General features: G+C 60.2%; 22 protein-coding genes and 1 pseudogene. 17 read left to right on the top strand and 6 right to left on the bottom strand.

What is annotated here, in order from left to right:
• Positions 1 to 23: 23 nt before the first annotated feature.
• From PspS34_RS02970 to PspS34_RS02940, 7 genes are all read left to right on the top strand, one after another.
• Complete coding sequence (locus PspS34_RS02970; RefSeq protein ID WP_154861084.1) at positions 24 to 1,277, top strand: DUF3426 domain-containing protein; 1,254 nt, start codon at positions 24 to 26, stop codon at positions 1,275 to 1,277.
• 184 nt (positions 1,278 to 1,461) lie between these two features.
• Positions 1,462 to 2,472 (top strand): tRNA dihydrouridine synthase DusB, encoded by a 1,011-nt coding sequence (dusB, locus tag PspS34_RS02965; RefSeq protein ID WP_057712163.1) that lies wholly within the window; start codon positions 1,462 to 1,464, stop codon positions 2,470 to 2,472.
• Positions 2,469 to 2,789 carry a DNA-binding transcriptional regulator Fis gene (gene fis / locus PspS34_RS02960; protein WP_015093301.1) on the top strand — a complete coding sequence of 107 codons (321 nt, stop codon included), beginning with the start codon at positions 2,469 to 2,471 and terminating at the stop codon, positions 2,787 to 2,789. The genes dusB and fis overlap by 4 nt, the downstream gene beginning before the upstream one ends.
• A gap of 82 nt (positions 2,790 to 2,871) precedes the next feature.
• Complete coding sequence (gene purH / locus PspS34_RS02955; protein ID WP_102669203.1) at positions 2,872 to 4,479, top strand: bifunctional phosphoribosylaminoimidazolecarboxamide formyltransferase/IMP cyclohydrolase; 1,608 nt, start codon at positions 2,872 to 2,874, stop codon at positions 4,477 to 4,479.
• Positions 4,480 to 4,635: 156 nt separating this feature from the next.
• Complete coding sequence (gene purD, locus PspS34_RS02950) at positions 4,636 to 5,931, top strand: phosphoribosylamine--glycine ligase (protein WP_090452915.1); 1,296 nt, start codon at positions 4,636 to 4,638, stop codon at positions 5,929 to 5,931.
• Positions 5,932 to 6,031: 100 nt separating this feature from the next.
• Complete coding sequence (locus tag PspS34_RS02945) at positions 6,032 to 8,809, top strand: hybrid sensor histidine kinase/response regulator (protein WP_154861085.1); 2,778 nt, start codon at positions 6,032 to 6,034, stop codon at positions 8,807 to 8,809.
• Positions 8,810 to 8,874: 65 nt separating this feature from the next.
• Positions 8,875 to 9,471, top strand: a complete 597-nt coding sequence (locus PspS34_RS02940; RefSeq protein ID WP_150813560.1) for a MarC family protein — start codon at positions 8,875 to 8,877, stop codon at positions 9,469 to 9,471.
• Positions 9,472 to 9,677: 206 nt separating this feature from the next.
• Here PspS34_RS02940 and PspS34_RS02935 read toward each other — a convergent pair whose 3' ends face one another.
• The 5 genes from PspS34_RS02935 to cobG all read right to left on the bottom strand — a co-directional run bounded on the left by PspS34_RS02935 (position 9,678) and on the right by cobG (position 15,076).
• Positions 9,678 to 10,523, bottom strand: a complete 846-nt coding sequence (locus tag PspS34_RS02935) for a hypothetical protein (RefSeq protein WP_154861086.1) — start codon at positions 10,521 to 10,523, stop codon at positions 9,678 to 9,680.
• Positions 10,524 to 10,709: 186 nt separating this feature from the next.
• Positions 10,710 to 12,419, bottom strand: a complete 1,710-nt coding sequence (cobJ, locus tag PspS34_RS02930; protein WP_154861087.1) for a precorrin-3B C(17)-methyltransferase — start codon at positions 12,417 to 12,419, stop codon at positions 10,710 to 10,712.
• Complete coding sequence (locus PspS34_RS02925; protein WP_154861311.1) at positions 12,419 to 13,150, bottom strand: precorrin-2 C(20)-methyltransferase; 732 nt, start codon at positions 13,148 to 13,150, stop codon at positions 12,419 to 12,421. The genes cobJ and PspS34_RS02925 overlap by 1 nt, the downstream gene beginning before the upstream one ends.
• On the bottom strand, positions 13,150 to 13,776 hold the full coding sequence (locus PspS34_RS02920) for a precorrin-8X methylmutase (RefSeq protein WP_057712171.1): 627 nt from the start codon (positions 13,774 to 13,776) through the stop codon (positions 13,150 to 13,152). The genes PspS34_RS02925 and PspS34_RS02920 overlap by 1 nt, the downstream gene beginning before the upstream one ends.
• Positions 13,769 to 15,076 (bottom strand): precorrin-3B synthase, encoded by a 1,308-nt coding sequence (gene cobG, locus PspS34_RS02915; RefSeq protein ID WP_154861312.1) that lies wholly within the window; start codon positions 15,074 to 15,076, stop codon positions 13,769 to 13,771. The genes PspS34_RS02920 and cobG overlap by 8 nt, the downstream gene beginning before the upstream one ends.
• Before the next feature lie 302 nt (positions 15,077 to 15,378).
• On the opposite strand from cobG, the gene PspS34_RS02910 reads away from it, so the two are divergent.
• The 9 genes from PspS34_RS02910 to PspS34_RS02870 all read left to right on the top strand — a co-directional run bounded on the left by PspS34_RS02910 (position 15,379) and on the right by PspS34_RS02870 (position 21,465).
• Positions 15,379 to 16,026: a hypothetical protein gene (locus tag PspS34_RS02910; RefSeq protein ID WP_154861088.1), complete on the top strand. Its 648-nt coding sequence runs from the start codon at positions 15,379 to 15,381 to the stop codon at positions 16,024 to 16,026.
• 138 nt (positions 16,027 to 16,164) lie between these two features.
• Complete coding sequence (gene cbiE, locus PspS34_RS02905; protein ID WP_154861089.1) at positions 16,165 to 17,376, top strand: precorrin-6y C5,15-methyltransferase (decarboxylating) subunit CbiE; 1,212 nt, start codon at positions 16,165 to 16,167, stop codon at positions 17,374 to 17,376.
• Positions 17,369 to 18,466: a cobalt-precorrin-5B (C(1))-methyltransferase gene (locus PspS34_RS02900; protein WP_154861090.1), complete on the top strand. Its 1,098-nt coding sequence runs from the start codon at positions 17,369 to 17,371 to the stop codon at positions 18,464 to 18,466. The genes cbiE and PspS34_RS02900 overlap by 8 nt, the downstream gene beginning before the upstream one ends.
• On the top strand, positions 18,463 to 19,179 hold the full coding sequence (locus PspS34_RS02895; protein ID WP_150813565.1) for a cobalt-precorrin-6A reductase: 717 nt from the start codon (positions 18,463 to 18,465) through the stop codon (positions 19,177 to 19,179). The genes PspS34_RS02900 and PspS34_RS02895 overlap by 4 nt, the downstream gene beginning before the upstream one ends.
• A gap of 201 nt (positions 19,180 to 19,380) precedes the next feature.
• A complete protein-coding gene (locus PspS34_RS02890) occupies positions 19,381 to 19,683 on the top strand; it encodes a type II toxin-antitoxin system RelE/ParE family toxin (protein ID WP_150813566.1) in 303 nt (100 codons plus the stop codon).
• A gap of 3 nt (positions 19,684 to 19,686) precedes the next feature.
• Positions 19,687 to 19,977 carry an addiction module antidote protein gene (locus tag PspS34_RS02885; RefSeq protein ID WP_057397803.1) on the top strand — a complete coding sequence of 97 codons (291 nt, stop codon included), beginning with the start codon at positions 19,687 to 19,689 and terminating at the stop codon, positions 19,975 to 19,977.
• A gap of 97 nt (positions 19,978 to 20,074) precedes the next feature.
• Positions 20,075 to 20,473 carry a DUF2946 domain-containing protein gene (locus tag PspS34_RS02880; RefSeq protein WP_150813567.1) on the top strand — a complete coding sequence of 133 codons (399 nt, stop codon included), beginning with the start codon at positions 20,075 to 20,077 and terminating at the stop codon, positions 20,471 to 20,473.
• Between the two features lie 47 nt (positions 20,474 to 20,520).
• On the top strand, positions 20,521 to 21,000 hold the full coding sequence (locus PspS34_RS02875) for a copper chaperone PCu(A)C (RefSeq protein WP_150813568.1): 480 nt from the start codon (positions 20,521 to 20,523) through the stop codon (positions 20,998 to 21,000).
• A 21-nt stretch (positions 21,001 to 21,021) separates the two neighbouring features.
• The gene (locus PspS34_RS02870; protein ID WP_150813569.1) at positions 21,022 to 21,465 is read left to right on the top strand and encodes a DUF2946 domain-containing protein; all 444 of its coding nucleotides are present in this window, start codon (positions 21,022 to 21,024) and stop codon (positions 21,463 to 21,465) included.
• A gap of 46 nt (positions 21,466 to 21,511) precedes the next feature.
• Here the strand turns inward: PspS34_RS02870 and PspS34_RS28430 are convergent.
• Positions 21,512 to 21,601 (bottom strand): annotated as a pseudogene (locus PspS34_RS28430) (DUF4381 domain-containing protein); the annotation flags it as partial.
• 56 nt (positions 21,602 to 21,657) lie between these two features.
• Here PspS34_RS28430 and PspS34_RS02865 point away from each other — a divergent pair.
• Complete coding sequence (locus PspS34_RS02865) at positions 21,658 to 23,775, top strand: TonB-dependent copper receptor (protein ID WP_154861091.1); 2,118 nt, start codon at positions 21,658 to 21,660, stop codon at positions 23,773 to 23,775.
• Positions 23,776 to 23,876: the final 101 nt, after the last annotated feature.

Here is a 23,876-nt window from a genome sequence, read left to right as displayed (position 1 = left end):
GCCTGCATAATCCGGATCGCCGCATGACCGACAGCTTCGTCACCCAGTGCCCGCATTGCCAAACCAGCTTCCGCGTCAGCCATGCCCAGTTGAGCGTGGCTCGCGGGGTGGTTCGTTGCGGCTCCTGCTTGCAGGTATTCAATGCCACCAGGCAGTTGCTTGAGCAGGCCGGCAAGGAAGCACCGGTCGCGACGCCGCTCCCGCCTGTGCAGCCTGAGGAGCCCCTTGAGCCATCGCCACCGCGCGCCATCAGCCAAAAGCAATGGAGCGCGACCGAACTGGACCTGGACAGTCTCGACCTCGACGAAGAACTCGCCCGGCTCGAACAGCGGGAAATCCAGCCGGCCACCGAACTCGGCCGCCATCGCGACGACTCGCTGAGCGCCCGTCGCGACAGCGCCGGGCAGGACGACGAGGAGCCGTGGTCCGACAGCCTGTTCAGCGCGTCGGCGGCCGATCGTGCGCCAGTCGACGAACCGCTCGACAGCCTTGAAACACCAGAGCCGACGGTCGAAACGAGCAAAACCTCACGCACCGAACCTTCGCTGTCCCTGGAACCGGTTGATCTCGACGACGAATCGCAACCACCCCATTTGCGATTGCACGACCCTCTTGATGCGCCGCTGAACCACGAACGCCTGTCGGCCGCCGACGAGAGCGAAATCGACGACAACCTGCCCTCGATAGAACCGCTGCGCAAGCGACGCGAACGCAGCGAACCGGGCGTACGCGCCGAAGCGCTGCAAGACCTGACCGACGACCCGCTGCAACTGGACTGGCAAAAACGCCGTTCACCTTGGGGCCGACGGCTGTTGTGGTTGCTGCTGGTGCTGATTGCCGCTGGCGCCCTCGCCGGCCAGTACATCGCCTACCATTTCGACGAACTGGCGCGACAGGATCAATATCGCCCGTGGTTCCAGCAACTGTGCCCGCAAATCGGCTGCACCGTGCCCTCCAAAGTCGACATCGCGAAAATCAAAAGCAGCAATCTGGTGGTGCGCAGCCACCCCGAGTTCAATGGCGCCCTGGTGGTCGATGCGATCATCTATAACCGCGCGCCCTTCTCCCAGCCCTTCCCGCTGCTGGAACTGCGTTTCGCCGACCTCAATGGCCATCTGATCGCCAGTCGTCGCTTCAAGCCTGGCGAGTACCTCAATGGCGATCTCGAAGGCATGGCGGAGATGCCTCCGCAAACGCCGATCCACATCGCCCTGGACATTCTCGACCCAGGTGCCAAGGCCGTGAACTACAGTCTGAGCTTCCACTCTCCGGAGTAAAACGCTTCGTTACTCCCGGATTAACGCCGGCTTTCTGACTGCTCCAGGCAAACCAAACCACGGGTAATAACAGAATAACTGTTCAGAATTTGTTCAATTCAGCCTTTATCCAGTCATCGAGAGCGGGTATCATGCCAACCCTTTTTCGAACTCTCATGATCCGGCCCCACAACAGGGAAGTCCTATGTCGGCGGTACGCATCGGCCCATACACATTACATAACAGCTTGATTCTCGCCCCCATGGCGGGTGTCACCGACCAGCCCTTTCGTCAGCTGTGCAAGCGCTTGGGCGCGGGACTGGTCGTCTCGGAAATGGTCACCAGCGACATGAGTTTGTGGAACACCCGCAAGTCGCGCATGCGCATGATCCACGAAGGTGATCCCGAGCCACGCTCGGTACAGATCGCCGGTGGGGACGCGCAGATGCTGGCGGACGCCGCCCGTGCCAACGTTGAAATGGGTGCGCAGATCATTGATATCAACATGGGCTGTCCGGCAAAAAAAGTCTGCAACAAGGCTGCCGGTTCCGCACTGTTGAAGGATGAACCCCTGGTAACCGAGATCCTGCAGGCCGTCGTGGCTGCGGTCGATGTGCCGGTTACCCTGAAGATCCGGACCGGTTGGGACCGGGACAACAAGAACGGCCTGACGGTGGCGAAGATCGCCGAACAGGCAGGCATTACGGCGCTGGCGGTGCATGGCCGCACCCGTGCCGACCTGTACACCGGTGAAGCCGAGTACGACACCATTGCCGCAATCAAGCAGGCGGTGTCGATTCCGGTCTTCGCCAATGGCGATATCGATTCGCCAGAAAAAGCCCGGTACGTGCTCGACGCGACCGGTGCCGATGGCCTGTTGATTGGCCGGGCTGCCCAGGGGCGGCCATGGATTTTTCGCGAGATCGACCATTTCCTGCGTACCGGCGAGAAACTCCCGGCGCTGGAACTGATCGAGGTGGAACGCATTCTGCTAGAGCATCTGGCTGCCCTGCACGCCTTCTATGGTGATGTGATGGGCGTACGCATTGCTCGAAAGCATGTGGGCTGGTATCTCGCAACCCTGCCGGGCGCCAGGGAGTTTCGCGCCCACTTCAATCGTTTGGATGGTACGGATGCACAATGCGCCAACGTTCGGGCGTTTTTCGCCGAGCGTTACAAGAGCCTGACAGGGGACGGAGAGTGGGTGGCCGCATGACGATGATGACCGAGACTTTAGTGAGTGGAACAACACCCGTGAGCGACAACGTGAATTTGAAACAGCACCTCAATACGCCAAGCGAAGAAGGTCAGACCCTTCGCGGGAGTGTCGAGAAGGCGCTGCACAATTATTTCGCCCACCTTGAGGGCGCTGCCGTCACGGATGTGTACAACCTGGTGCTCTCCGAAGTCGAGGCTCCCCTGCTCGAGTGCGTGATGAACTACGTCAAGGGCAACCAGACCAAGGCCAGCGAGATGCTCGGGCTTAACCGGGGCACGCTGCGCAAGAAACTCAAGCAGTACGATTTGTTGTAAGCATTCAATCAAACCAGAAAGGCGCCCGCGTAAAACCGGTCGCCTTTTTTGCTGACTTCCTTTGCTTTTGATGGAAATTGAGATGACCGACCAGACTACCCGCCTGCCGATCCGCCGCGCCTTGATCAGCGTTTCCGACAAGACCGGGATCCTCGAATTCGCCAAGGAGCTTGAAGCCCTGGGCGTCGAGATCCTCTCCACCGGCGGGACGTTCAAGCTGCTGCAGGACAACGGCGTTGCCGCAGTGGAAGTCGCGGATTACACAGGCTTCGCGGAAATGATGGACGGCCGGGTGAAGACCCTGCACCCGAAAATCCACGGCGGGATCCTTGGTCGTCGCGGTATCGACGACGCCATCATGAACGAGCACGGCATCAAGCCGATCGACCTGGTAGCGGTCAACCTGTACCCGTTCGAAGCCACCATCAACAAGCCAGGCTGCGACCTGCCGACCGCCATCGAAAACATCGATATCGGCGGCCCGACCATGGTCCGTTCCGCCGCCAAGAACCACAAGGACGTGGCCATCGTGGTCAACGCCAGCGATTACGCCAGCGTCCTGGAAAACCTCAAGGCCGGTGGCCTGACCTACGCCCAGCGTTTCGACCTGATGCTCAAGGCCTTCGAGCACACCGCCGCCTACGACGGCATGATCGCCAACTACATGGGCACCGTGAACCAGTCGGCCGACACCCTGAGCACCGAAGGTCGCAGCGAGTTCCCGCGCACCTTCAACAGCCAGTTCATCAAGGCCCAGGAAATGCGCTACGGCGAGAACCCGCACCAGAGCGCGGCGTTCTATGTTGAAGCCAAGCCTGCCGAAGTTGGCATCGCCACTGCGACCCAGCTGCAAGGCAAGGAACTGTCGTACAACAACGTGGCCGACACCGACGCCGCGCTGGAATGCGTGAAGAGCTTCGTCAAGCCGGCTTGCGTGATCGTCAAGCACGCCAACCCGTGCGGCGTGGCTGTCAGCCCTGATGCCGAAGGCGGCATCCGCAAGGCCTACGACCTGGCCTACGCCACCGACACCGAATCCGCCTTCGGCGGCATCATCGCCTTCAACCGCGAACTGGACGCCGAGACCGCCAAGGCCATCGTCGAACGTCAGTTCGTCGAAGTGATCATCGCTCCGTCGGTCAGCGAAGAGGCCCGCGCCATTGTCGCTGCCAAAGCCAACGTACGCCTGCTGGCCTGCGGCGAGTGGTCGGCTGACCGCGCTGCCGCCTGGGACTACAAGCGCGTCAACGGTGGCCTGCTGGTACAGAGCCGCGACATCGGCATGATTGGCGCCGACGACCTGAAAGTGGTGACCAAGCGCGCACCGAGCGAGCAGGAAATCCATGACCTGATCTTCGCCTGGAAAGTTGCCAAGTACGTGAAGTCCAACGCCATCGTCTACGCCAAGAATCGCCAGACCATCGGTGTCGGCGCCGGCCAGATGAGCCGCGTGAACTCCGCGCGTATTGCTGCTATCAAAGCGGAACATGCCGGTTTGCAGGTAGCCGGTTCGGTGATGGCTTCCGACGCCTTCTTCCCGTTCCGCGACGGTCTGGACAATGCGGCCAAGGCAGGCGTGACTGCCGTGATCCAGCCAGGCGGCTCGATGCGTGATGCTGAAGTGATTGCAGCTGCCGACGAAGCCGGCATCGCCATGGTCTTTACCGGCATGCGCCACTTCCGTCACTAAGTACGACGATCAACTGTGGGAGCGGGCTTGCTCGCGAATGCAATCTGTCAGCGACATTGATGTTGACTGACACACCGTTTTCGCGAGCAAGCCCGCTCCCACAGAAAAGCGGCTCCAGTGCCGCCTCCAGAATTAGCGTCATCCGAGGTTTTTGAAATGAATGTTTTGATCATTGGCAGCGGTGGCCGTGAACACGCCCTGGCCTGGAAAGTGGCTCAGGATCCGCGCGTGCAGAAGGTGTTCGTGGCTCCGGGGAACGCCGGTACCGCCATCGAAGCCAAGTGCGAGAACGTCGCCATCGACGTACTGGCGCTTGAGCAACTGGCAGACTTTGCCGAGAAAAACGTTTCCCTGACCATCGTTGGCCCTGAAGTGCCGCTGGTTGCCGGTGTTGTAGACCTGTTCCGCAGCCGTGGCCTGGACTGCTTCGGTCCGACCGCTGGCGCTGCGCAGCTGGAAGGCTCGAAAGCCTTCACCAAGGACTTCCTGGCTCGCCACAAGATTCCGACTGCCGACTACCAGAACTTCACCGAAATCGAGCCGGCCCTGGCTTACCTGCGTGAAAAAGGCGCTCCGATCGTGATCAAGGCCGATGGCCTGGCCGCCGGTAAAGGCGTGATCGTCGCCATGACCCTGGCCGAAGCCGAAGACGCCGTGCGCGACATGCTGGCGGGCAATGCCTTTGGCGATGCGGGTTCGCGCGTGGTCATCGAAGAGTTCCTGGACGGCGAAGAAGCCAGTTTCATCGTCATGGTCGACGGCAAGAACGTCCTGCCGATGGCCACCAGCCAGGACCACAAACGCGTCGGCGACGGCGACACCGGTCCAAACACCGGCGGCATGGGTGCTTACTCCCCGGCGCCAGTGGTCACCGCCGAAGTGCACAAGCGTGTCATGGATCTGGTGATCTGGCCGACCGTGCGCGGTATGGCCGAGGAAGGCAACGTCTACACTGGTTTCCTGTACGCCGGTCTGATGATCGACAAGGCTGGTAACCCAAAAGTCATCGAATTCAACTGCCGCTTCGGCGACCCTGAGACCCAACCGGTGATGCTGCGCCTGCAGTCGAGCCTGGTGCTGCTGGTCGAGGCTGCTCTGGCCCAGGCGCTGGACAAAGTAGAAGCGCAATGGGATCCACGCCCGAGCGTCGGCATCGTGCTTGCCGCTGGCGGCTATCCTGGTGACTACGCCAAAGGCGTGGCCATCAAGGGGCTGGATGCAGCCGCCGCACTGGAAGGCAAAGTCTTCCACGCCGGTACTGCGCTCAAGGACGGTCAAGTCGTAACGGCCGGCGGTCGGGTGCTTTGCGCAACGGCCATGGGTGCCAGCGTTGACGCTGCACAGCAGCAGGCCTACAAGCTCGCGGCTTCGATTGACTGGGAAGGCTGCTTCTATCGCAAGGACATTGGCTACCGCGCCATTGCCCGCGAGCGTGGCGAAAATCAGGAATAAGGTAAACACCGCGCCAGGCAATGAACACCGTTTATTGCCTGGCTATTCCGGCGCCGCGCATCGTTATATTCTGGCATCAACCTAACGAAGGGATTTCGCCGTGCGCTGGCTCAGGATTGCCATAAGCTTGACCGTCACTTTGCTGACCTTGCTCTGCATGCTACCGGCCCAGGCCGCGCAAGGCAGTGGCTGGGCGGTATTGCTCGACGAACAGGGCGACCTGCAACTGAGCGACATCCGTTCCGCACGTTACACCAATCAATTCAGCCCTATCGAACTCGACCGCATTACCGCCGCCGAACCCGATGGCGCGTTATGGTTGCGATTCAAGCTTGCACCGGGCAAACATGAACAGTTGCTGCGCGTGTTCGCGCCTGACCTGCGCCAGTTCAACATGTACGTACTGGACGGCGACAAGCTGATCGATCAATCCAGCACGGGCAACGAACACCCCCAATCCGAGCGACCATTGCCCAGCAGCGACTTCATGCTGGCCCTGCCGCAAAGCGACACCCCCCTCGACGTATACCTGCGACTGGCCTCCGACCACCAGTTACGACCCTACATCACCCTGCAGTCAGCGATCATCTCGGCCGCCAACCAGAACCAGACGCTGATTTATGGCCTGCTGTTCGGTTGCATCGCCATGCTGATCCTGCACAACCTCATCCGCTACGCCTACACCCGCTCGCACAGCGCCCTCTGGTTGGCGACATGCGAAGGGCTGTTGATGCTCAGTCTGCTGTTGTTGCTGAATCTCGCCGGCCCCTGGCTGCCGGACTGGCATGCACTGCAAACGCCAGGGGCTTACCTGGCATTATTAATGACCGCACCCTGCGGCCTGATGCTTGCCTATCGTTTCTTCGCCCCGCTCGGGCCACATCCGCTGAACCGGTTGCTGCTTGGCGAGGTCCTGCTGATCACCGCCTGCGGCCTGATGCTGCTGTTCGTCAATACCTTGCCGCTGAACTTCATTACCTACGGCCTGGTCGCCCTGGCTGGCCTGACCATGCTGTTCATCAGCGCCTATCACTGGCAAAAAGGTTATCGCCCGGCTCGCCTCTTCGTGGCGGCCATGGTGGTGTTCAACCTCGGGACACTGGTCATCCTGCCTGCTCTGTTGGGGCTGACCCTGATCGAACCCCATGGCCTGATCACCACATTGCTGGCGTTCATCTGCATCAGCGGCCTGTTGATGAGCATCGCACTGAGCGAGCGCCAGCGACGCATCACCGAAGACCGCTTCAGCATCAGTCGTGACCTGGCGGCCAGCAACGCCGAGATCAACGCCAAGGCCGAGTTCCTGGCGAAAATCAGCCATGAAATCCGAACCCCGATGAACGGCGTCCTCGGCATGACCGAACTGCTGCTGGGCACACCGCTATCGGTCAAGCAACGCGACTACGTACAGACGATCCACAGCGCCGGCAACGAACTGCTGACACTGATCAACGAAATTCTCGACATTTCCAAACTCGAGTCCGGACAGATTGAACTGGACGACGTGCAGTTCGACCTCAACGCGCTGATCGAAGACTGCCTGAGCATCTTCCGCGCCAAGGCCGAGCAGCAAAACGTCGAGTTGATCAGTTTCATCCAGCCGCAAGTGCCGCGGGTGATCAGCGGTGACCCGACACGCTTGCGCCAGACGCTGTTGAGCCTGCTTGAAAACGCCCTGAAAAAAACCGATGAAGGCGAAATCCTGATCGTCGTGGCGCTCGACGAGCGCAACACCAAACCACGCCTGCGTATCGCCGTGCAGGACAGCGGCGAGCCCATGGACGCCGAAGAGCGCGACGCCCTGATGCACGCCGAGCTGCACAGCCGGCATTTTCTTTCAGCCACCCAACTGGGCGGCAATCTGGGGCTCGTGATTGCCCGTCAGCTGATCCGCTTGATGCAGGGGGAATTCGGGATCAAGAGCGGCAACAACCAGGGCAGCACCCTGTGGCTGACCCTGCCGCTGGACCCGGATCGCCTCGAACACCCGACCTCCGACCTCGACGGCCCGCTGCAAGGTGCGCGGGTATTGGTGGTGGATGACAATGACACCTGTCGCAAGGTGCTGGTGCAGCAATGCAGCGCCTGGGGCCTGAACGTCAGTGCCGCATCTTCCGGCAAGGAGGCGCTGGCCCTGCTGCGCACCAAGGCTCATTTGCGCGATTACTTCGATATAGTCTTGCTGGACCAGAACATGCCCGGCATGACCGGCATGCAACTGGCGGCCAAGATCAAGGAAGACCCGAGCCTGAACCATGACATCCTGCTGATCATGCTCACCGGCATCAGCAACGCACCGAGCAAGATCATCGCGCGCAACTCCGGGATCAAGCGCATCCTGGCCAAGCCGGTTGCCGGCTACACCCTCAAGACCACTCTGGCCGACGAACTGACTCAGCGCAACAAAGGGCTCGTCGCGACCCAGCCCGTGCCAATCGGCCCGATGCTGCCGGTCAAGGTCCCCTGCGACTTCCGCATTCTGGTGGCTGAAGACAACAGCATCTCGACCAAGGTGATCCGCGGCATGCTGAGCAAGCTCAACCTGCAACCGGATACCGCCTGCAACGGCGAAGAAGCCCTGCAGGCGATGAAAGCCCAGCGTTACGACCTGGTGCTGATGGACTGCGAAATGCCGATCCTCGACGGCTTCTCGGCCACCCAGCAATTGCGTGCCTGGGAAGTCGGCAACCAGCGGGTTCGCACCCCTGTGGTGGCGTTGACCGCCCATATCCTTGCCGAACATAAAGAGCGTGCGCGCCAGGCTGGCATGGACGGACACATGGCCAAGCCGGTGGAACTGTCGCAGTTGCGCGAACTGATCGAACACTGGGTCGCCCAGCGTGATCAGCAGAAACGCACGACGACCCCAACGTCCTGAGCCGACAGACTTCGCAACCCCTGATAGACTCCCCCTCGACTTCCCTCGCCAGTGAGCCCGGCACCATGCTCCATGTGTTGTTCAGCGTTTATCTGAAGATGCTGGTGCTCTATAGCCCATTCTTCGTGTTGTCCTGCTTCATCAGCCTGACCCGTGGTTATTCGCGCAAGGAACAGCGTCGGCTGGCCTGGAAAGTAGCGGTCGCCACCCTGGTCTCCAGCGTTCTGCTGTACTTGTTCGGCCGAGTGATTTTCAGTGTGTTCGGCATTACCGTGGACGCCTTTCGTATCGGTGCCGGTAGTGTGCTGTTCATCTCGGCGCTGGGCATGGCACAAGGCAAATCGGCGGTACAGACCGACAATGTGCAGCAGGATGTCACCATCGTTCCACTGACCATCCCGCTGACAGTCGGCCCCGGCACCATCGGTGCCTTGCTGGTGATGGGCGTGAGCCAGCCGCACTGGGACGACAAGCTCACGGCCATTGTCGGCATTGCCCTGGCCAGTTTTACCGTGGGCGTGGTGCTGTTCTTGTCCAGCCGCATCGAACGGATTCTCGGCGACCAGGGGTTACAGATCGTCAGCCGATTGATGGGGTTGTTCGTGTGTGCACTGGCGGCACAGATCATCTTCACTGGGGTCAGGGGCTACCTGGTACCTTGAACATCAAGCACTCCGATTCTGGCCAATCGTGGGGCCAGAGGACTCGAAGCATCCAGATGTCGCCGTGTGCCTCACCGCTGTACGGCGTCTGCTTCGTACTCCTCGCAATCCCCATGGACGCAAACCGGGTAACCCTTCCCCCTCAACATCCCTACATGTTTCAAACAGACCAGAGACAATCAGCCTCTGACCCGGCTTGATTGAATTCACTGCCTGCGACGCACAAATCTTTTAGCCAACACTTCTTTCCGATTCTGCGCCAGGATAAATTCGACATCATCTTTCACTTCGGCGTAAGCAGAAGGATTGAAGACGAGAAAGTTGGAGCCCTGGTAAATATCGAGACTTGCAATTTTCAGATCCAAAAACAAAACCCCACCACCCACTTGATCTCCGACATGATTAACGGATGAAAACGAAACCATAACCAATCCGCTCTTCGTTTGTTCGCAAGGCAGCAAGGCCAGCTTCACACCCTTGGCCTTAGTAACTTCATAGTTGAAAACCTTGATTGTCTCAGGCTCTTTTTCCAATGCTGACAATGTGCTGTCTGCGACGGCACTTAACACGGTTGCACCAGGAATAGCAGCTTTTACCGCTTCAACGCCCGCCTGGATAATAGTGCTGACAACATTCCTCATTGTCCCGCTGCCAGACCTCTTTTTGTATTCGATGCTCGCGTTGATGGGAACAGAACACCCCATATCCTCCATACACTGGAGAAAGGCTCGGTGCCAAGCGGCGGGGCTATGACTCTCTTTAGTCTCGCGATCGGCCTCCAACTTCGAAAACTTTATGAGATTTTCGATAATCGTCATATTTTCAAGCGAAATATTGTCGCCATAACCAATGAGCGTATTACCCAAAACCAAAGCATCCAGTTCCCTGGTAGGACTTGAATCGCCCAACGCCTTAAGTGAACTCGACGAGGTGGTCGACATTAATGCTTTTGCACGAGGAACACTGTTCAACAACGCCTTTGACCTGGCAAGACGCGCCTTCCCAATTTCGGTGCATTGCTTGTGAGTAATAAAACCTTCCACGACTTCCATATCGGACAATTCCTTTTAAGTTCGTTTAAGTCTCCAACAGAGACAAAACGAATCTAAACCACTCCAACTCCGTCATCAAACCCGATTAAATGTCGACATATGTAAGCATCCATCAACCTTCACAAACGTGCAGCAATTGTCGAGCCATTCGGCTCGAACAACACTGCACTGAACCTTGATATTAACCTAGTTGATATCGCTTAATTTATCACCATAACTACGCGGCGTATAAACCCACGGCATTCCTTGCGAACGATGAAACACACGAGTCGTGGATGAACCAATCAACACCATGGTCCGCATGTCGACCTGGTCTGGAGTCAATTGAGAGAGGGTCGTCACGCGCAATGTCTGCCCCGGGCGTCCGACATCACGCCCAAGCACGACTGGCGTTCCAGGTGCGCGATGTTGGGCGACGATCTCCAGCGCACGCCCCAATTGCCAAGGTCGGGAACGTGAGATCGGATTGTAGAACGCCATTGCCAGATCAGCTTGCGCTGCCAGATCCAGACGTTTTTCAATGATCGACCAGGGTTTGAGGTTGTCCGATAGCGACAGAACACAGAAATCATGACCCAGCGGCGCACCGGCCTGAGCAGCCGTCGCCAGGGAGGCGGAAACACCCGGCAGAATTTCCAGATCGACGTTGTGCCACTGGACGTCGGTGGACTCGTGCAGCGCTTCAAGCACAGCCGCGGCCATGGCGAAAACCCCGGGATCGCCTGAAGAAACCACCACCACCGAACGCCCCTGGGCCGCCAGTTCAAAAGCGTGGCGGGCACGCTGCATCTCTTCGCGGTTGTCGGTGCAATGCAGCACCTGATCGTCGCGAAACGGACCGGCCATACGCACGTAGGTTTCGTAGCCCAATACATCGTTGGCGCGGGCCAGTTCAGCCTTCACAGCCGGCACCATCAGTTCTGCAGCCCCCGGCCCAAGGCCGATCACCGCCAGCCGTCCACGCGGACGGCCGATCTGCAACGGGTCCAGCGGCTGCTCTGCTATCGCAATGGCAACAGTGTCGTTACCAAGCATGGAAACGGGCTGACCCATGGCAGTACGCAGACGCTCGCCAAGCACCTTCCCTGCATGGGCAAAGCGCAACGGCACGCCCAATTCAAGCGCTGCCTCACGCAACGCCGCGCTGGCCATTTCGGTATCGGCGGCCAACAGGCAAGCCAGCGACTGCACGGCGATTCTTGCCTGATGCAATGCCTCGCGCACCGCTCCCGCGACGTTCACCAGGCCAGCGTCCACGGCGACCACCACATTGCGCGGGTAGATCAACAACTCGTTGGCCGCGGGTGTCCGTTCGGCATGACTGACATGCACCGCCAGTCGGGCCTGCGCATCTTCGGGCAACTGCGCCTGCGCCAGCCACGGAGCCTCACCCTCAATGCGCACCGTTTCGCCGGCGAGCAAATCGGAAACGAAACGCTTGCCCAACTCCAGATCACCAAGGGCATAGCCACTGGGCGGGTTGAGCAGGCACGTGCCGAAACGCAACTCGCCGCTGGTGGTGATCGCCGCCGCGACTTCCAGCGCGGCGGCAATCTCCCGCGCCATCACATTTACCCCACCAAGACCACCCAGCAGTGGAACCACTGCGCTGCCGTCTTCGGCTACCGCCAACACCGGTGGTTCGACGCCTTTTTCCAGCAACAAGGGCGCCAGCGTGCGGATCACGATCCCGGCCGCGCACAGGGCAATGATCGGCGTGCCCTGTTGATAGAGTTCGCGCAGGGTCGCACCGAACTCCTGATAGACCCGATCCGCGCCTTCGACCCGTTCGGCCAAGCCATGGATCAGGGCGTCGGGATACACCTGCTGAATACTACGCGCGGTGGCGAGGCTGCCATTGCCAAGAATGACAATCGCCGGAACTGGACGGGTCATCAGCCTTGCCACCTTTCACCAGGAACGATGATCAACGAGAAGTACGGCGAGGACATCGGCTCGACCTGATCCAGCGGCACGATCTTCTGATTGGCCATGGTCGCGCGCTCGACGTACAACGCGCGCTCGGCCAGGCCGAGTTCTTCCAGCACTTGGCGAACCTTGGGAAAGTTGCGCCCAAGCTTCATGATCACCGCCGCATCGGCATCGGCCAGGCGACGCTTGAGTTCGTCATGCGGCAACACACCGGACAACACCGACAGACTCTGATTGCGATACACCAGCGGCGCACCGAGCACCGAGGCCCCGCCGAGCATCGAGCACACACCTGGCACGACTTCGGCCTGATAACGCTCGGCGAGTCGGTCGTGCAGGTACATGTAGGAGCCGTAGAAGAACGGATCGCCCTCGCAGATCACCGCCACGTCGCGACCGGCATCGAGATGCGTCGCCAATTCGTCGGCTGCGTCATCGTAGAAGTCGCTGATCACTTGCTCGTAGGACAACGGTGCCGGCAAGGCTTCGGTGGTCACCGGGTACACCAGCGGCAACAAATTCTGCGCTTCCTGCAGATGCGCCTCGATGATGCCGAAGGCGTTGCCTTTCTTGCCCTTGGCCACGAAGTACGCCACCACTGGGGATTCGCGCAGCAAGCGCAGGGCCTTGATGGTAATCAGTTCCGGATCACCGGGACCGACGCCGAGGCCGATCAAACGTCCAGGTTGCTGCATCATTCGATCTCCGTGGCGAGGGCATTGACGGCGGCGGCGGCCATGGCGCTACCGCCCAGGCGACCCTGCATGATGACAAAAGGCACGCCACGGCTGTCAGCCGCCAGCGCGGCCTTGGATTCGGCGGCACCGACGAAGCCCACCGGAAAACCGAGGATCAGCGCCGGTTTTGGCGCACCGGCGTCGAGCATTTCCAGCAAGTAAAACAGCGCCGTCGGAGCGTTGCCGATGACCACCACGCTGCCTTCCAGATGCGGGCGCCACAGTTCCAGCGCAGCGGCTGAGCGGGTGTTACCCAAATCACGAGCCAGTTCCGGAACACTCTCGTCGCGCAAGGTGCAGATCACCGGATTGTTCGCCGGCAACCGCGCACGGGTCACGCCTTCGGAGACCATCCGCGCATCGCACAAAATCGGCGCGCCGGCCGCCAGCGCATCACGCCCGGCCTTGCCCGCACCTTCGGAAAACTGCAGGCCGTCGATGGCCTCGACCATGCCGCAGGCGTGAATGACACGGACCGCGAGTTTCTCCAGATCGTCCGGGATTCGGTCGAGGTTGGCCTCGGCGCGAATGATCGCGAAGGAGTTGCGATAGATCTCCTGACCGTCGCGGATGTAATCAAGCATCAAGGGGGCTCCGTGAGCGGGCGTCGAGCAGGGCCGCGACCGCTTCAATAGTAAGGTTGCGTGCGTGCAGTGCGCCAAAACCCGGCTGCGCTGCATCGCGAAAATAGAGGTCGTAGTGACCGTGGGCGACGGCCAGTAATGTGACAGGCGCCGTATGCGCGGCGGCGCAGGAGCGCGCGCACCCGCTCAAATGGACACTCGGCGTTTGTCCGTGACGTTGCAGCAATGTCGCCAGTTGCAAGGCATCACCCTTGGTCTCGGCCAGGCTTTTACCGCAGCCGTTTGAGCCGGTGCAGGCAATCAACCGGGACAATGGCAGATCGGCTTCGCACTGCAAGCCCAGACATTGCAATTGCCGAATGACCTCAGCGGCGTTTTCCGTGCGGACATTGGGCAACAGCAGGCTTTGCCAAGGCGTGAAGCGCAGACTGGAATCACCGAACTCCCGCGCCAGTTGTGCCACACCCCGCAGCATCGCCGGATCGAGTCGCCCCAGCGGCGGGACGGCTCCCATATAGACAACACCGGACTCGGCCTGGGGATGGGCACCCATGTGCAAATCACTGGAGCCCGAAACCCGTTGCCAACCGATAACGGCCTGCAGCGGCACTCGCTCAGCCAGTCGAAGCACAATGCCCCCGATCGGGTACTCGGCCAGCAAATGGCGCATTCGCGTCTGCTCGGGGCGCGCCAGTTCAAGGAACAACTCAAGGACCGCGACTACCAGCGCGTGCCCGTCAGCCAGTGCAACCGAACCGGCGGGGCTGTCCGTCGGACATCCCGCCAGACCGAACGCCAGCCGTCGCTCGCCGTCTTGTTCAAACGCCGAGAGCCACAGGTCATGGGGATGCTCGAGCATCGTCAGGTCTTCACCGCCATCAAGCTGCACGGCGAACTTGGCACTGAGGTCGTGGAACGCTTCCTGGTTTTGCAGTGTGGCGAGGATCTGCCCGGCCAGCGGGCGGGTGTCGAACAGCATGCGCCGATCGATCCCGGCACCGGGGCTGAGCATCAGGTTGCGCACATCGTCGCCAGCCGCCGTACGCGGCCCCAGATCGGCGGCCAGCAGGCTGTCGATCAATGCCGCTTGCTCGTTGCCAATGCCGCGGATCTGCAGGTTGGCCCGGTTGGTCGCCTCGATCGCTCCGCTGGCATATCGCTCGGAGGCATCGGCCACAGCGATTGCCTGGTGCGCACGGATGGCGCCACCGTCGAGTTTGATCCGGCAAATACCACCGTCCAATGCCTGGACGACACGCAACAACCCGGGACAGGCGGAAGGGCGCAAGCGGTTGGGTATCTGACGTGACTTCACAGGACGACCGGTACAAGACGAAGGACAGCATTATGCCTGCTTTGTCCGGCCTGATGAAAAGCCCTGGCAGGTTGACGACGAAAAGCGCGTGATCCCCAGCCCAGGCTTTTCGCCTCAAGACTGAATCGCCATCGCAAGTTCTGATTGAACACTCAGTGAAAAACGCTAACAGCAAGAATCAATTCAACCAACCAGACATATTTAAACCACACACCAACCCTTGTACTTTTCACCACAACCCGAATTAAAACAACGGCAAAAAACCAGCTATTTCAAGGGAACAAAAAATGATATATGAAAAAACAACTGGAATATTGACTGCCCACAACCTTATTTCATGCATCGAAGAAATTTCATTGCAGGATTACGACGACTTCACCCATTGCACACAAATAGCCACCCAGTCCGCAGACAGGGTTGGCAGTCGCTTCGCCGACTCGACAACGTGGCTGAATGAATACGTTGCGACGTTGAATTTTTTCGGCTGGTCTGTCTTTCAGGATGCCATCTTCACCCGCACTCAACACTCCGTTTCGAAAAGCATTGCCGAGTTTCTGGTCCAAAGCGCTCAAACCATGCCGGACAGCAGGCAAGGGAACGCTATGATTGACACACTCGACGCATTGAAACCCAACCAGCCGGCGCTTTATTCACTGGACCAACAAAGTTCCCTGGGAGAGCGCTTTCAAGTAATACCCACACGCTACGACTCAAAGGGGTTTCTTGAAATTGCAGTCTTTAATCTTGAGTTAGTTACCACGATCAAAAAAAGTAGTTTTCTATTCTGGAACATGGAAGATCACGCTGCAAAAATCATCCAGCAACGTGCTTATCTTAAACTGGACAAAAACATACTCGAAAGCAAAAGATCGCTCATCGAACGCAAGCGGCTCGAAATCAGAATGAAGAGATTCGACCTGAAAAAGAACCATTAACTGGATAAGCCCTGATCACGTTTACAGACACCAGCGACAGGCGAACTCAATCCACACCGCGCTATGATGCACCACCGCACAGGTCGACACAGACCGGCAGCGTGATGATTTGGCTTCGATTGATAGAAGAGGAACAGCATGACCCCCTGGCTGACAGTGGTAGGCATTGGAGAAGAAGGCTTCAAGGGGCTTGGCAAAAATGCCCGACACGCTCTGCTGAACGCTACGCGGATCATTGGCGGTCAACGGCAACTGGACTTGTTGCCAGCCTGCATCTGCGGCGTACGGCAATTGTGGCCCAGTCCTTTCGCCCTTGACCCGGTTTTGGCGAAACAGGGAGAACCCGTTTGCGTCCTGGCCAGCGGTGATCCGATGTTTTTCGGGGTGGGAGCCAGTCTCTCCCGACATTTATCCAGCGATGAAATGCTTGTTCTGCCCGCTCCCTCTTCCTGCTCGCTCGCCGCGGCGCGAATGGGCTGGCCTTTGCAGGAAGTGGTCACGTTGTCGGTGGTTGCCCGCCCCGTCGCCGCACTCAACGCGCAATTGTCCAGTGGCGTGCGCTTGCTGGTGTTGAGTAACGACGGCCGCAGCCCCGCCGCCATCGCCGCACTGCTGCGTGAACGTGGTTTCGGCCCGAGCCGGATAACGGTGCTCGAACATTTGGGCGGTGAAGCCGAGCGACGTGTCGACGGCATCGCCAATGACTGGACCGATCCTGTGATCGCCGACCTGAACCTGATCGCTATCGAGTGCATCGCCGAGCCGAACACGCTACGCCTGTCGCGACTGGCCGGCCTGCCGGACTCCGCCTTCAGGCACGACGGCCAACTGACCAAGCGCGATGTGCGCGCCATCACCCTCGCGCGCCTGGCCCCGATCCCCGGCGAACTGTTGTGGGATGTCGGCGCCGGCAGCGGTTCGATCGGCATCGAATGGATGCGCGCCCACCCCGGTTGCCGCGCACTGGCCATCGAGGCAGATGCGGGCCGACAAGCGTTGATCGAACACAACCGCGATGCCCTCGGCGTTCCCGGCCTGCAACTGGTTCGCGGCAGCGCGCCGCAGGCACTGACCGGGCTGGAGCGGCCGGATGCGATTTTCATCGGCGGCGGCGTCACCCGCGAGGGCGTGCTCGATACCTGCTGGGCCGAACTCAAACCCGGTGGCCGGCTGATTGCCAACGCAGTCACACTGCAAAGTGAAATGACCCTGATGGCCTGGCGCGAGCAACACGGCGGGGAGCTGACGCGAATTCATATCGCCCAGGCCCAACCGCTGGGCGACTTCGACACCTGGCGCCAGGCCTTGCCGATTACCTTGCTGGACGTGACGAAGCCCTTCGATGCGTGACGAAACCGCCGAACACCCCGCCCCTCTGCGCAGCGGCCTGACCACCGGCAGTTGCGCCACGGCCACCAGCCTCGCCGCCGCGCGTCTGCTGCTGGCTGGTACATCGGCCGATGCGGTGGAAATCGTGTTGCCCAAGGGCAAACAGGTGCAGATGCGCCTGGAGTTCTGCCGCCTCACCGACGACGGCGCCGAATCGGGAACCCTCAAGGACGCCGGTGACGATCCGGACGTGACCCACGGTGCCCTGCTCTACTCCCAGGTGCGCCTGAGCAGCGAACCGGGGACGCGCTTCAAGGCCGGTCGCGGCGTCGGCACCGTGACCCGGCCCGGGCTGGTGCTGGGAGTCGGCGAGCCCGCGATCAACCCAGTGCCGCGCAAAATGATCAGCGAACACCTGGCCCGACTGGCTGACGAGCTCGACTACAGCGGCGGTTTCGAGGTCACGGTCAATGTCGAGAACGGCGAGGCACTGGCACTGAAAACCATGAATCCGCGCCTGGGCATTCTTGGCGGTCTGTCGATCCTCGGCACCAGTGGTATCGTCCGACCGTTTTCCTGTGCGGCCTACATCGCCTCGATCCACCAGGGCATCGACGTGGCGAAAACCAACGGTTACCTGCACATCGCCGCCTGCACTGGCAACGCCAGCGAAGACACCATGCGCCGGGTCTACAACCTGCCGGAAATCGCCCTGATCGAAATGGGCGACTTCGTTGGCGCCGTGCTCAAGCACCTGCGCAAAGTACCTGTGGATAAACTCAGCCTGTGCGGTGGTTTCGGCAAGATCAGCAAACTGGCGGCCGGGCACATGGATTTGCACAGTCGTCATTCGAGCATTGACCTGCCGCAACTGGCGTTATGGGCGGCGCAGGTCGGCGCCGATGCGGCGTTGCAGCAGAACATCCGCGAGGCCAACACCAGCCAGCAGGCACTGGCCATGGCCGCCGCAGCCGGGGTTGCCCTGGGCGATGCCGTCTGTCAGCACGCCCTGGATTTTGCCCGCAGCGTGGTGCCTGCGCAGGTTCAGGTGGAAGTCTTCGCCATCGATCGCCAGGGCGGGATCGTTGGCCATGCGGGAGCCTTTCAATGAAGCGCATCCTCTTGCTCGGCGGCGTGACCGAAGCCATGGCCATTGCCCGCACGCTGGGACCGCAGCACATCTACAGCCTGGCCGGCGTAGGTCGGATACCAACGGATCTGCAATGCCAGGTTCGCGTCGGCGGCTACGGCGGCACCGAGGGTCTGGCGCAATTCATTCGCAAAGAAGGCATCGATCTGCTGCTCGATGCCACTCACCCCTACGCCGCCCGAATCAGCCAGAACGCCGCGACTGCCGCACGCTTGAGCGGCATTCCCTGCTGGGCGCTGCGGCGTCCGGCCTGGCAAGCCCAGGCGGGTGATGACTGGCGGGAAGTCAGCGATTGGGCCGGACTGATCGACGCCCTGAAGCCCTTCCGTCGACCGCTGTTCACCCTCGGTCGCGAGCCCCTGCAACACCTGGACGAAATTCCAGCGGAACAATTCTGGACCCTGCGCGCACTGGATGTGTATCCGGGCAACGAGCGCTGCGAAGTGATTGGCGCACGTGGGCCCTTCCTGATCGACGATGAACGCGAGTTGTTCGAACGGCGAAACATCGACGTGCTGATCAGCAAGAACAGCGGCAGCACGGCGACCGAACCGAAACTGGAAGTCGCACGTGAACGTGGGGTGCCGGTGATTGTCTTGAAGCGGCCGGTGTTGCCCGACGTGGATCGTGAATTCCTCTCGGTGGCGGATATGCTGGATGTCCTATCGATGTAGGACTGTTCCTGAGAGTTGCTAAATCCAGCGATTGCGCTGGCAATAAACTCAGACGCAGCTGGCTATCTACTCTACGACCGCATTCCTATAGTTCGCCTCCTCCTGAACCGATCAAGCGCACCCGACATCCACGGGGATGAATGGCCTCGCCCAAAAGAAAGTGACGCTTGCCACCCTGTATCCCAAGGAATACGATTAAATATGGTCGAATTTGAGCGATCCCGAGTATTTGCTGACTGGCTCAACTCGCTGAGGGACACCATTGGCAAAGCTCGAATAATCGCGAGACTCCGGGCAGCCGAGTATGGAAATTTTGGTGATTGTGAATCTGTAGGTGCTGCGGTGTATGAGATGCGCGTTCACTACGGCCCAGGCTACAGGTTGTACTTCACTCGCAGAGATGAGGTGATTTACTTGCTGTTGATCGGGGGTGACAAGTCGACTCAAAAACGAGATATCAAACGTGCTATTCAAATGGCACACAATATCGGTAATGAGGAGTAAATCATGGCCGAACAATTTACCCGTTTTGATGCCGCCGAGTTTCTCAAGACACCGGAAGAAATGGCGGCTTATCTGGATGCCTGCTTTGAAGAGGATGCTGGAGACGGCGTGCTGATACGTGCAGCGCTCAACGATATCGCCCGGGCAAAGGGCATGACACAAATAGCCCGTGATGCCGGCTTGGGGCGCGAGAGTCTGTACAAGGCACTGAGCAGTAGTGGCAATCCGGAATTCGCGACTATCATGAAGGTTATGAAAGCCTTGGGTCTGCGTTTGCACGCCATCGCTGTCTGATGCTGCGACACCACACCGCACGCCGCCTTTTTACTTATCGGCCCTGATCAGGCTAAATAGCCCGCGCCTGATCGCCCACCCAAACGGATTTTGTCCCATGTCCCGACACCGGCTCGCAATTGCCTGGATAGCCTGCTTCGCAGTGCTGTTCAACATGCTCGCCATGCCGATGTCCGGAGCGATGGCGCAAACGGCGAAGTCATCCGCCGAACAGTTGTTGTGGGGCAGCTTCTGCAGCTCCAGCGGCACCAGGATAGTGGCGATTTCCATCGGCGACCTTGAACAGAAAGCCCCGCAAAGCGACGATCATTCCAACATGCAGCATTGCTGGTGCTGCTCGGGTTCCGCGCCATTGGTGGCGTTGCCGGGGCATACGCCACAACTGTATTTCGCGCACTTCGAGTCCAACCGAAGCCTGCCTGCCACCTCTCTGGAAAGCCCGTCACCGCGCCAGCAATGGCCGAGTCTCAACCCCCGCGCGTCCCCTCTGGTGTGATTTTTTCTCGCAATTGACTGCGTTTTAAATCGTTCCGGAGAATTGCCATGTTGAACAAACTCGTCGTTCTGGCTGCGTTGCTGCTGCCTGCCTGCTTTGCCAATGCCCACGAATACAAGGTCGGCACACTGGAAATCGCTCATCCGTGGTCCCAGGAGTTGCCGCCCAATGCGCCCACCGTTGCGGCGTATTTCGTGATCAACAATCAAGGCAAGACCGCCGACCGCCTGCTCAGCGTCGACACCCCCATTGCGGACGAAGCGCAATTGCATGAGCACGTGATGCAAGGCGACATGATGAAAATGCAGCACGTACCGAGCGTGGAAGTGCCCGCCGGTGGTGAGGTCACTTTCGCACCTATGGCCTATCACGTGATGTTGCTGGGCCTCAAGGACCGCAGTCTGCTCACTGACGGCAAGCGCTTCCCCATGACGCTGCACTTCGAGAAGTCCGGTGACGTGACGGTCGAAGTCGCGGTGCAGAAGCAGGCGCCGGACGCCATGCAAGAACACAAGCACGCGCCATAACCACCCGCGCTGAATACGCCCATGCGCCCGCTTAGCGCCAGGTCATCCAGGTCACGCAATCAGGCATTGAGCCTGACACGTGGCAGCTGGATCAGCCTGTTTGCCATGCTGATGATCTTTATCGGTCCGCTGATTTCTCAGTCGATGCCGATGGATTCGCGCGCCATGTCGATGAACATGCCTACGGGTATGAGCATGGACATGTCGGCGATGGAGCATGCCGACCATGGCACGCAAGCCACCGCCGAGCATTGCCCGCCGGCCCCGGGGCACCATGTGCTGTGGGAAAAATGCGGCTATTGCAGCCTGCTGTTCAATTGCCCGGCGCTGACCGGTGGCGTGTCTTTCGCCAACTTCGTCATCCCGCCCGTCAACACCTTCACCACACCCTCTGCGCGCCAGGGCCATGCCCGGCCAACCTTCTTCCCCGGCGCCCGTACCCGCGCCCCGCCCGTCGTCGCGTAAACACTCACTTCTGATTTCACACGGTCCGCAAGACAGCCAAAGCAACCTGTGGGAGCGAGCTTGCTCGCGAAGAGGAAGTGTCAGTCAACGTTGATGTCGTCTGGCACACCGCTTTCGCGAGCAAGCCCGCTCCCACAGGGACAGCCTCAGGCTGCCGGCCGTGTCGTTTACGACTGTTCGATGGAAATTGTCATGTCCAGGTTTTCCGCTGTCCCGTGCTTGAGCCCTGCCCAAGCCTCTTATGCCCTGAACGAATCCGGTGTTCGTTTCAGACACGCCACCGCCATCCTGTGCGGTGCATTGCTGGCGCCTTCTGCGCTGGCCGATGATCATGCCGGTCACACCGAAGAACTGAGCCCGACGGTGATTACCGCCGTTGCGCCCAGCTCGCCCCTGACCATCGTCACCAACCCCAAGGACCCGCGCCAACCGGTGCCGGCCAGCGATGGCGCCGATTACCTGAAGACCATCCCCGGCTTTGCCATGGTGCGCAATGGCGGTACCAATGGTGACCCGGTGCTGCGCGGCATGTTCGGCTCGCGGCTGAACATCCTCACCAACGGCAGCATGATGCTCGGTGCCTGCCCGGGCCGGATGGACGCCCCGACCTCCTACATCTCACCGGAAACCTACGACAAGCTCACCGTGATCAAAGGCCCGCAAACCGTACTGTGGGGACCGGGTTCCTCGGCTGGCACTATCCTGTTCGACCGCGAGCCGGAGCACTTCGGCGAACTCGGCACACGGGTCAACGCCAGCGTGCTGGCCGGCTCCAACGGCCGCTTCGACAAACTGGTGGACGCTGCCGCCGGTGGACAATCGGGTTATGTGCGGGTCATCGGCAACACCGCGCACTCCGACGACTACCAGGACGGCAACAACGACACCGTGGCGTCGCGCTATGACAAATGGAACGGCGACGTGGCCGTCGGCTGGACGCCGAACACCGACACCTTGCTGGAGCTGACCGCCGGCCGTGGCGATGGTGAAGCCCGCTACGCCGGGCGCGGCATGGACGGCTCGCAGTTCCTGCGCGAAAGCCTTGGCCTGCGCTTCGAGCAATCCAACATCGGCGAGGTACTGGATAAGGTCGAGGCGCAGGCCTACTACAACTACGCCGATCACGTGATGGACAACTACACCCTGCGCACGCCGTCCGGCACCGGGATGATGGCCGGCCCCATGGCCTCCAACGTCGACCGCCGCACCCTCGGCGCCCGGGTCAAGGCCACCTGGCGCTGGACTGATGTGCAACTGATCAGCGGCATCGACGCGCAGACCAACGAACATCGCCAGCGCGGCGCCATGGGCGTCGACACCTACAAGGACCTGCCGTACACCAAGGATGCCGACTTCCATAACTACGGAGTCTTCGGCGAATTGACCTGGTACGCCGCCGACCGTGACCGCCTGATCAGCGGCGCGCGCCTGGACCGCGCCTCGGCCAAGGATTATCGGCAGACCACCGGCTCGGGCATGATGACCCGCCCGAATCCGACCGCCGACGACACCCGCGCCGACACCCTGCCGAGTGGTTTCATCCGCTATGAACATGACCTGGCCGACAGCCCGACCACCCTGTATGCCGGCCTTGGTCACTCCCAGCGGTTCCCGGATTACTGGGAGCTTTTCTCTCCCAAGTCCGGCCCCGCCGGTTCGGTGAATGCCTTCGACTCGATCAAACCGGAAAAAACCACCCAGCTCGATTTCGGCCTGCAATACAAGACCGAAGACCTCGAAGCCTGGGCCTCGGCTTACGTCGGGCAGGTGCGCGATTACATCCTGTTCAACTACACCCCGACAATGATGGGTACGACCTCGCAAGCCGAAAACATCGACGCGCGAATCATGGGCGGCGAACTGGGCGCCGCCTACAACTTCACCGACAACTGGAAAGCCGACGCGACCCTGGCCTACGCCTGGGGCAAGAACAGCAGCGATGGCAGTGCATTGCCGCAGATGCCGCCGCTGGATGCGCGTTTCGGCCTGACCTACAGCGAAGACAACTGGAGCGCCGGCGCACTGTGGAGAGTGGTCGCCGCACAAAACCGTATCGACCAGAACAAGGGCAACGTGGTCGGCAAGGACTTCGACAAGACGCCGGGCTTCGGCGTGTTCTCCCTCAACGGTGCCTATCGGATCAACAGCAACTGGAAGGTCAGCAGCGGCGTCGACAACCTGTTCGGCAAGGCTTACGCCGAGCACTTGAACCTGGCCGGCAACGCCGGTTTCGGCTACCCCGCCAATGACCCGCAAGCCATCAAGGAACCGGGGCGCACGCTCTGGACCAAGGTGGACATGAGTTTCTAAAAGCTTCGCGAGCAGGCTCGCTCCTACAGGGGAGCGAGCCTGCTCGCGATCGGTTGCGCAGCAACCGCCAAAACAAACAACTAAAAGATCCAGCCAAGCGG

The sequence above is a fragment of the Pseudomonas sp. S34 genome, assembly GCF_009866745.1.
GTDB lineage: Bacteria > Pseudomonadota > Gammaproteobacteria > Pseudomonadales > Pseudomonadaceae > Aquipseudomonas > Aquipseudomonas jessenii.
This window is presented reverse-complemented; position numbering and strand designations above follow the sequence as displayed.

What these genes read in the sequence shown, in the direction of transcription:
- PspS34_RS02890 (WP_150813566.1), top strand. Translation starts at nt 19,381, where the DNA reads ATGGTCGAATTTGAGCGATCCCGAGTATTTGCTGACTGGCTCAACTCG.
- PspS34_RS02940 (WP_150813560.1), top strand. Translation starts at nt 8,875, where the DNA reads ATGCTCCATGTGTTGTTCAGCGTTTATCTGAAGATGCTGGTGCTCTAT.
- purD (WP_090452915.1), top strand. Translation starts at nt 4,636, where the DNA reads ATGAATGTTTTGATCATTGGCAGCGGTGGCCGTGAACACGCCCTGGCC.
- PspS34_RS02885 (WP_057397803.1), top strand. Translation starts at nt 19,687, where the DNA reads ATGGCCGAACAATTTACCCGTTTTGATGCCGCCGAGTTTCTCAAGACA.
- PspS34_RS02880 (WP_150813567.1), top strand. Translation starts at nt 20,075, where the DNA reads ATGTCCCGACACCGGCTCGCAATTGCCTGGATAGCCTGCTTCGCAGTG.
- PspS34_RS02910 (WP_154861088.1), top strand. Translation starts at nt 15,379, where the DNA reads ATGATATATGAAAAAACAACTGGAATATTGACTGCCCACAACCTTATT.
- PspS34_RS02865 (WP_154861091.1), top strand. Translation starts at nt 21,658, where the DNA reads ATGTCCAGGTTTTCCGCTGTCCCGTGCTTGAGCCCTGCCCAAGCCTCT.
- PspS34_RS02935 (WP_154861086.1), bottom strand. Translation starts at nt 10,523, where the DNA reads ATGGAAGTCGTGGAAGGTTTTATTACTCACAAGCAATGCACCGAAATT.
- PspS34_RS02895 (WP_150813565.1), top strand. Translation starts at nt 18,463, where the DNA reads ATGAAGCGCATCCTCTTGCTCGGCGGCGTGACCGAAGCCATGGCCATT.
- cbiE (WP_154861089.1), top strand. Translation starts at nt 16,165, where the DNA reads ATGACCCCCTGGCTGACAGTGGTAGGCATTGGAGAAGAAGGCTTCAAG.
- PspS34_RS02970 (WP_154861084.1), top strand. Translation starts at nt 24, where the DNA reads ATGACCGACAGCTTCGTCACCCAGTGCCCGCATTGCCAAACCAGCTTC.
- dusB (WP_057712163.1), top strand. Translation starts at nt 1,462, where the DNA reads ATGTCGGCGGTACGCATCGGCCCATACACATTACATAACAGCTTGATT.
- fis (WP_015093301.1), top strand. Translation starts at nt 2,469, where the DNA reads ATGACGATGATGACCGAGACTTTAGTGAGTGGAACAACACCCGTGAGC.
- PspS34_RS02870 (WP_150813569.1), top strand. Translation starts at nt 21,022, where the DNA reads ATGCGCCCGCTTAGCGCCAGGTCATCCAGGTCACGCAATCAGGCATTG.
- purH (WP_102669203.1), top strand. Translation starts at nt 2,872, where the DNA reads ATGACCGACCAGACTACCCGCCTGCCGATCCGCCGCGCCTTGATCAGC.
- PspS34_RS02875 (WP_150813568.1), top strand. Translation starts at nt 20,521, where the DNA reads ATGTTGAACAAACTCGTCGTTCTGGCTGCGTTGCTGCTGCCTGCCTGC.
- PspS34_RS02925 (WP_154861311.1), bottom strand. Translation starts at nt 13,150, where the DNA reads ATGCAGCAACCTGGACGTTTGATCGGCCTCGGCGTCGGTCCCGGTGAT.
- PspS34_RS02900 (WP_154861090.1), top strand. Translation starts at nt 17,369, where the DNA reads ATGCGTGACGAAACCGCCGAACACCCCGCCCCTCTGCGCAGCGGCCTG.
- cobJ (WP_154861087.1), bottom strand. Translation starts at nt 12,419, where the DNA reads ATGACCCGTCCAGTTCCGGCGATTGTCATTCTTGGCAATGGCAGCCTC.
- PspS34_RS02920 (WP_057712171.1), bottom strand. Translation starts at nt 13,776, where the DNA reads ATGCTTGATTACATCCGCGACGGTCAGGAGATCTATCGCAACTCCTTC.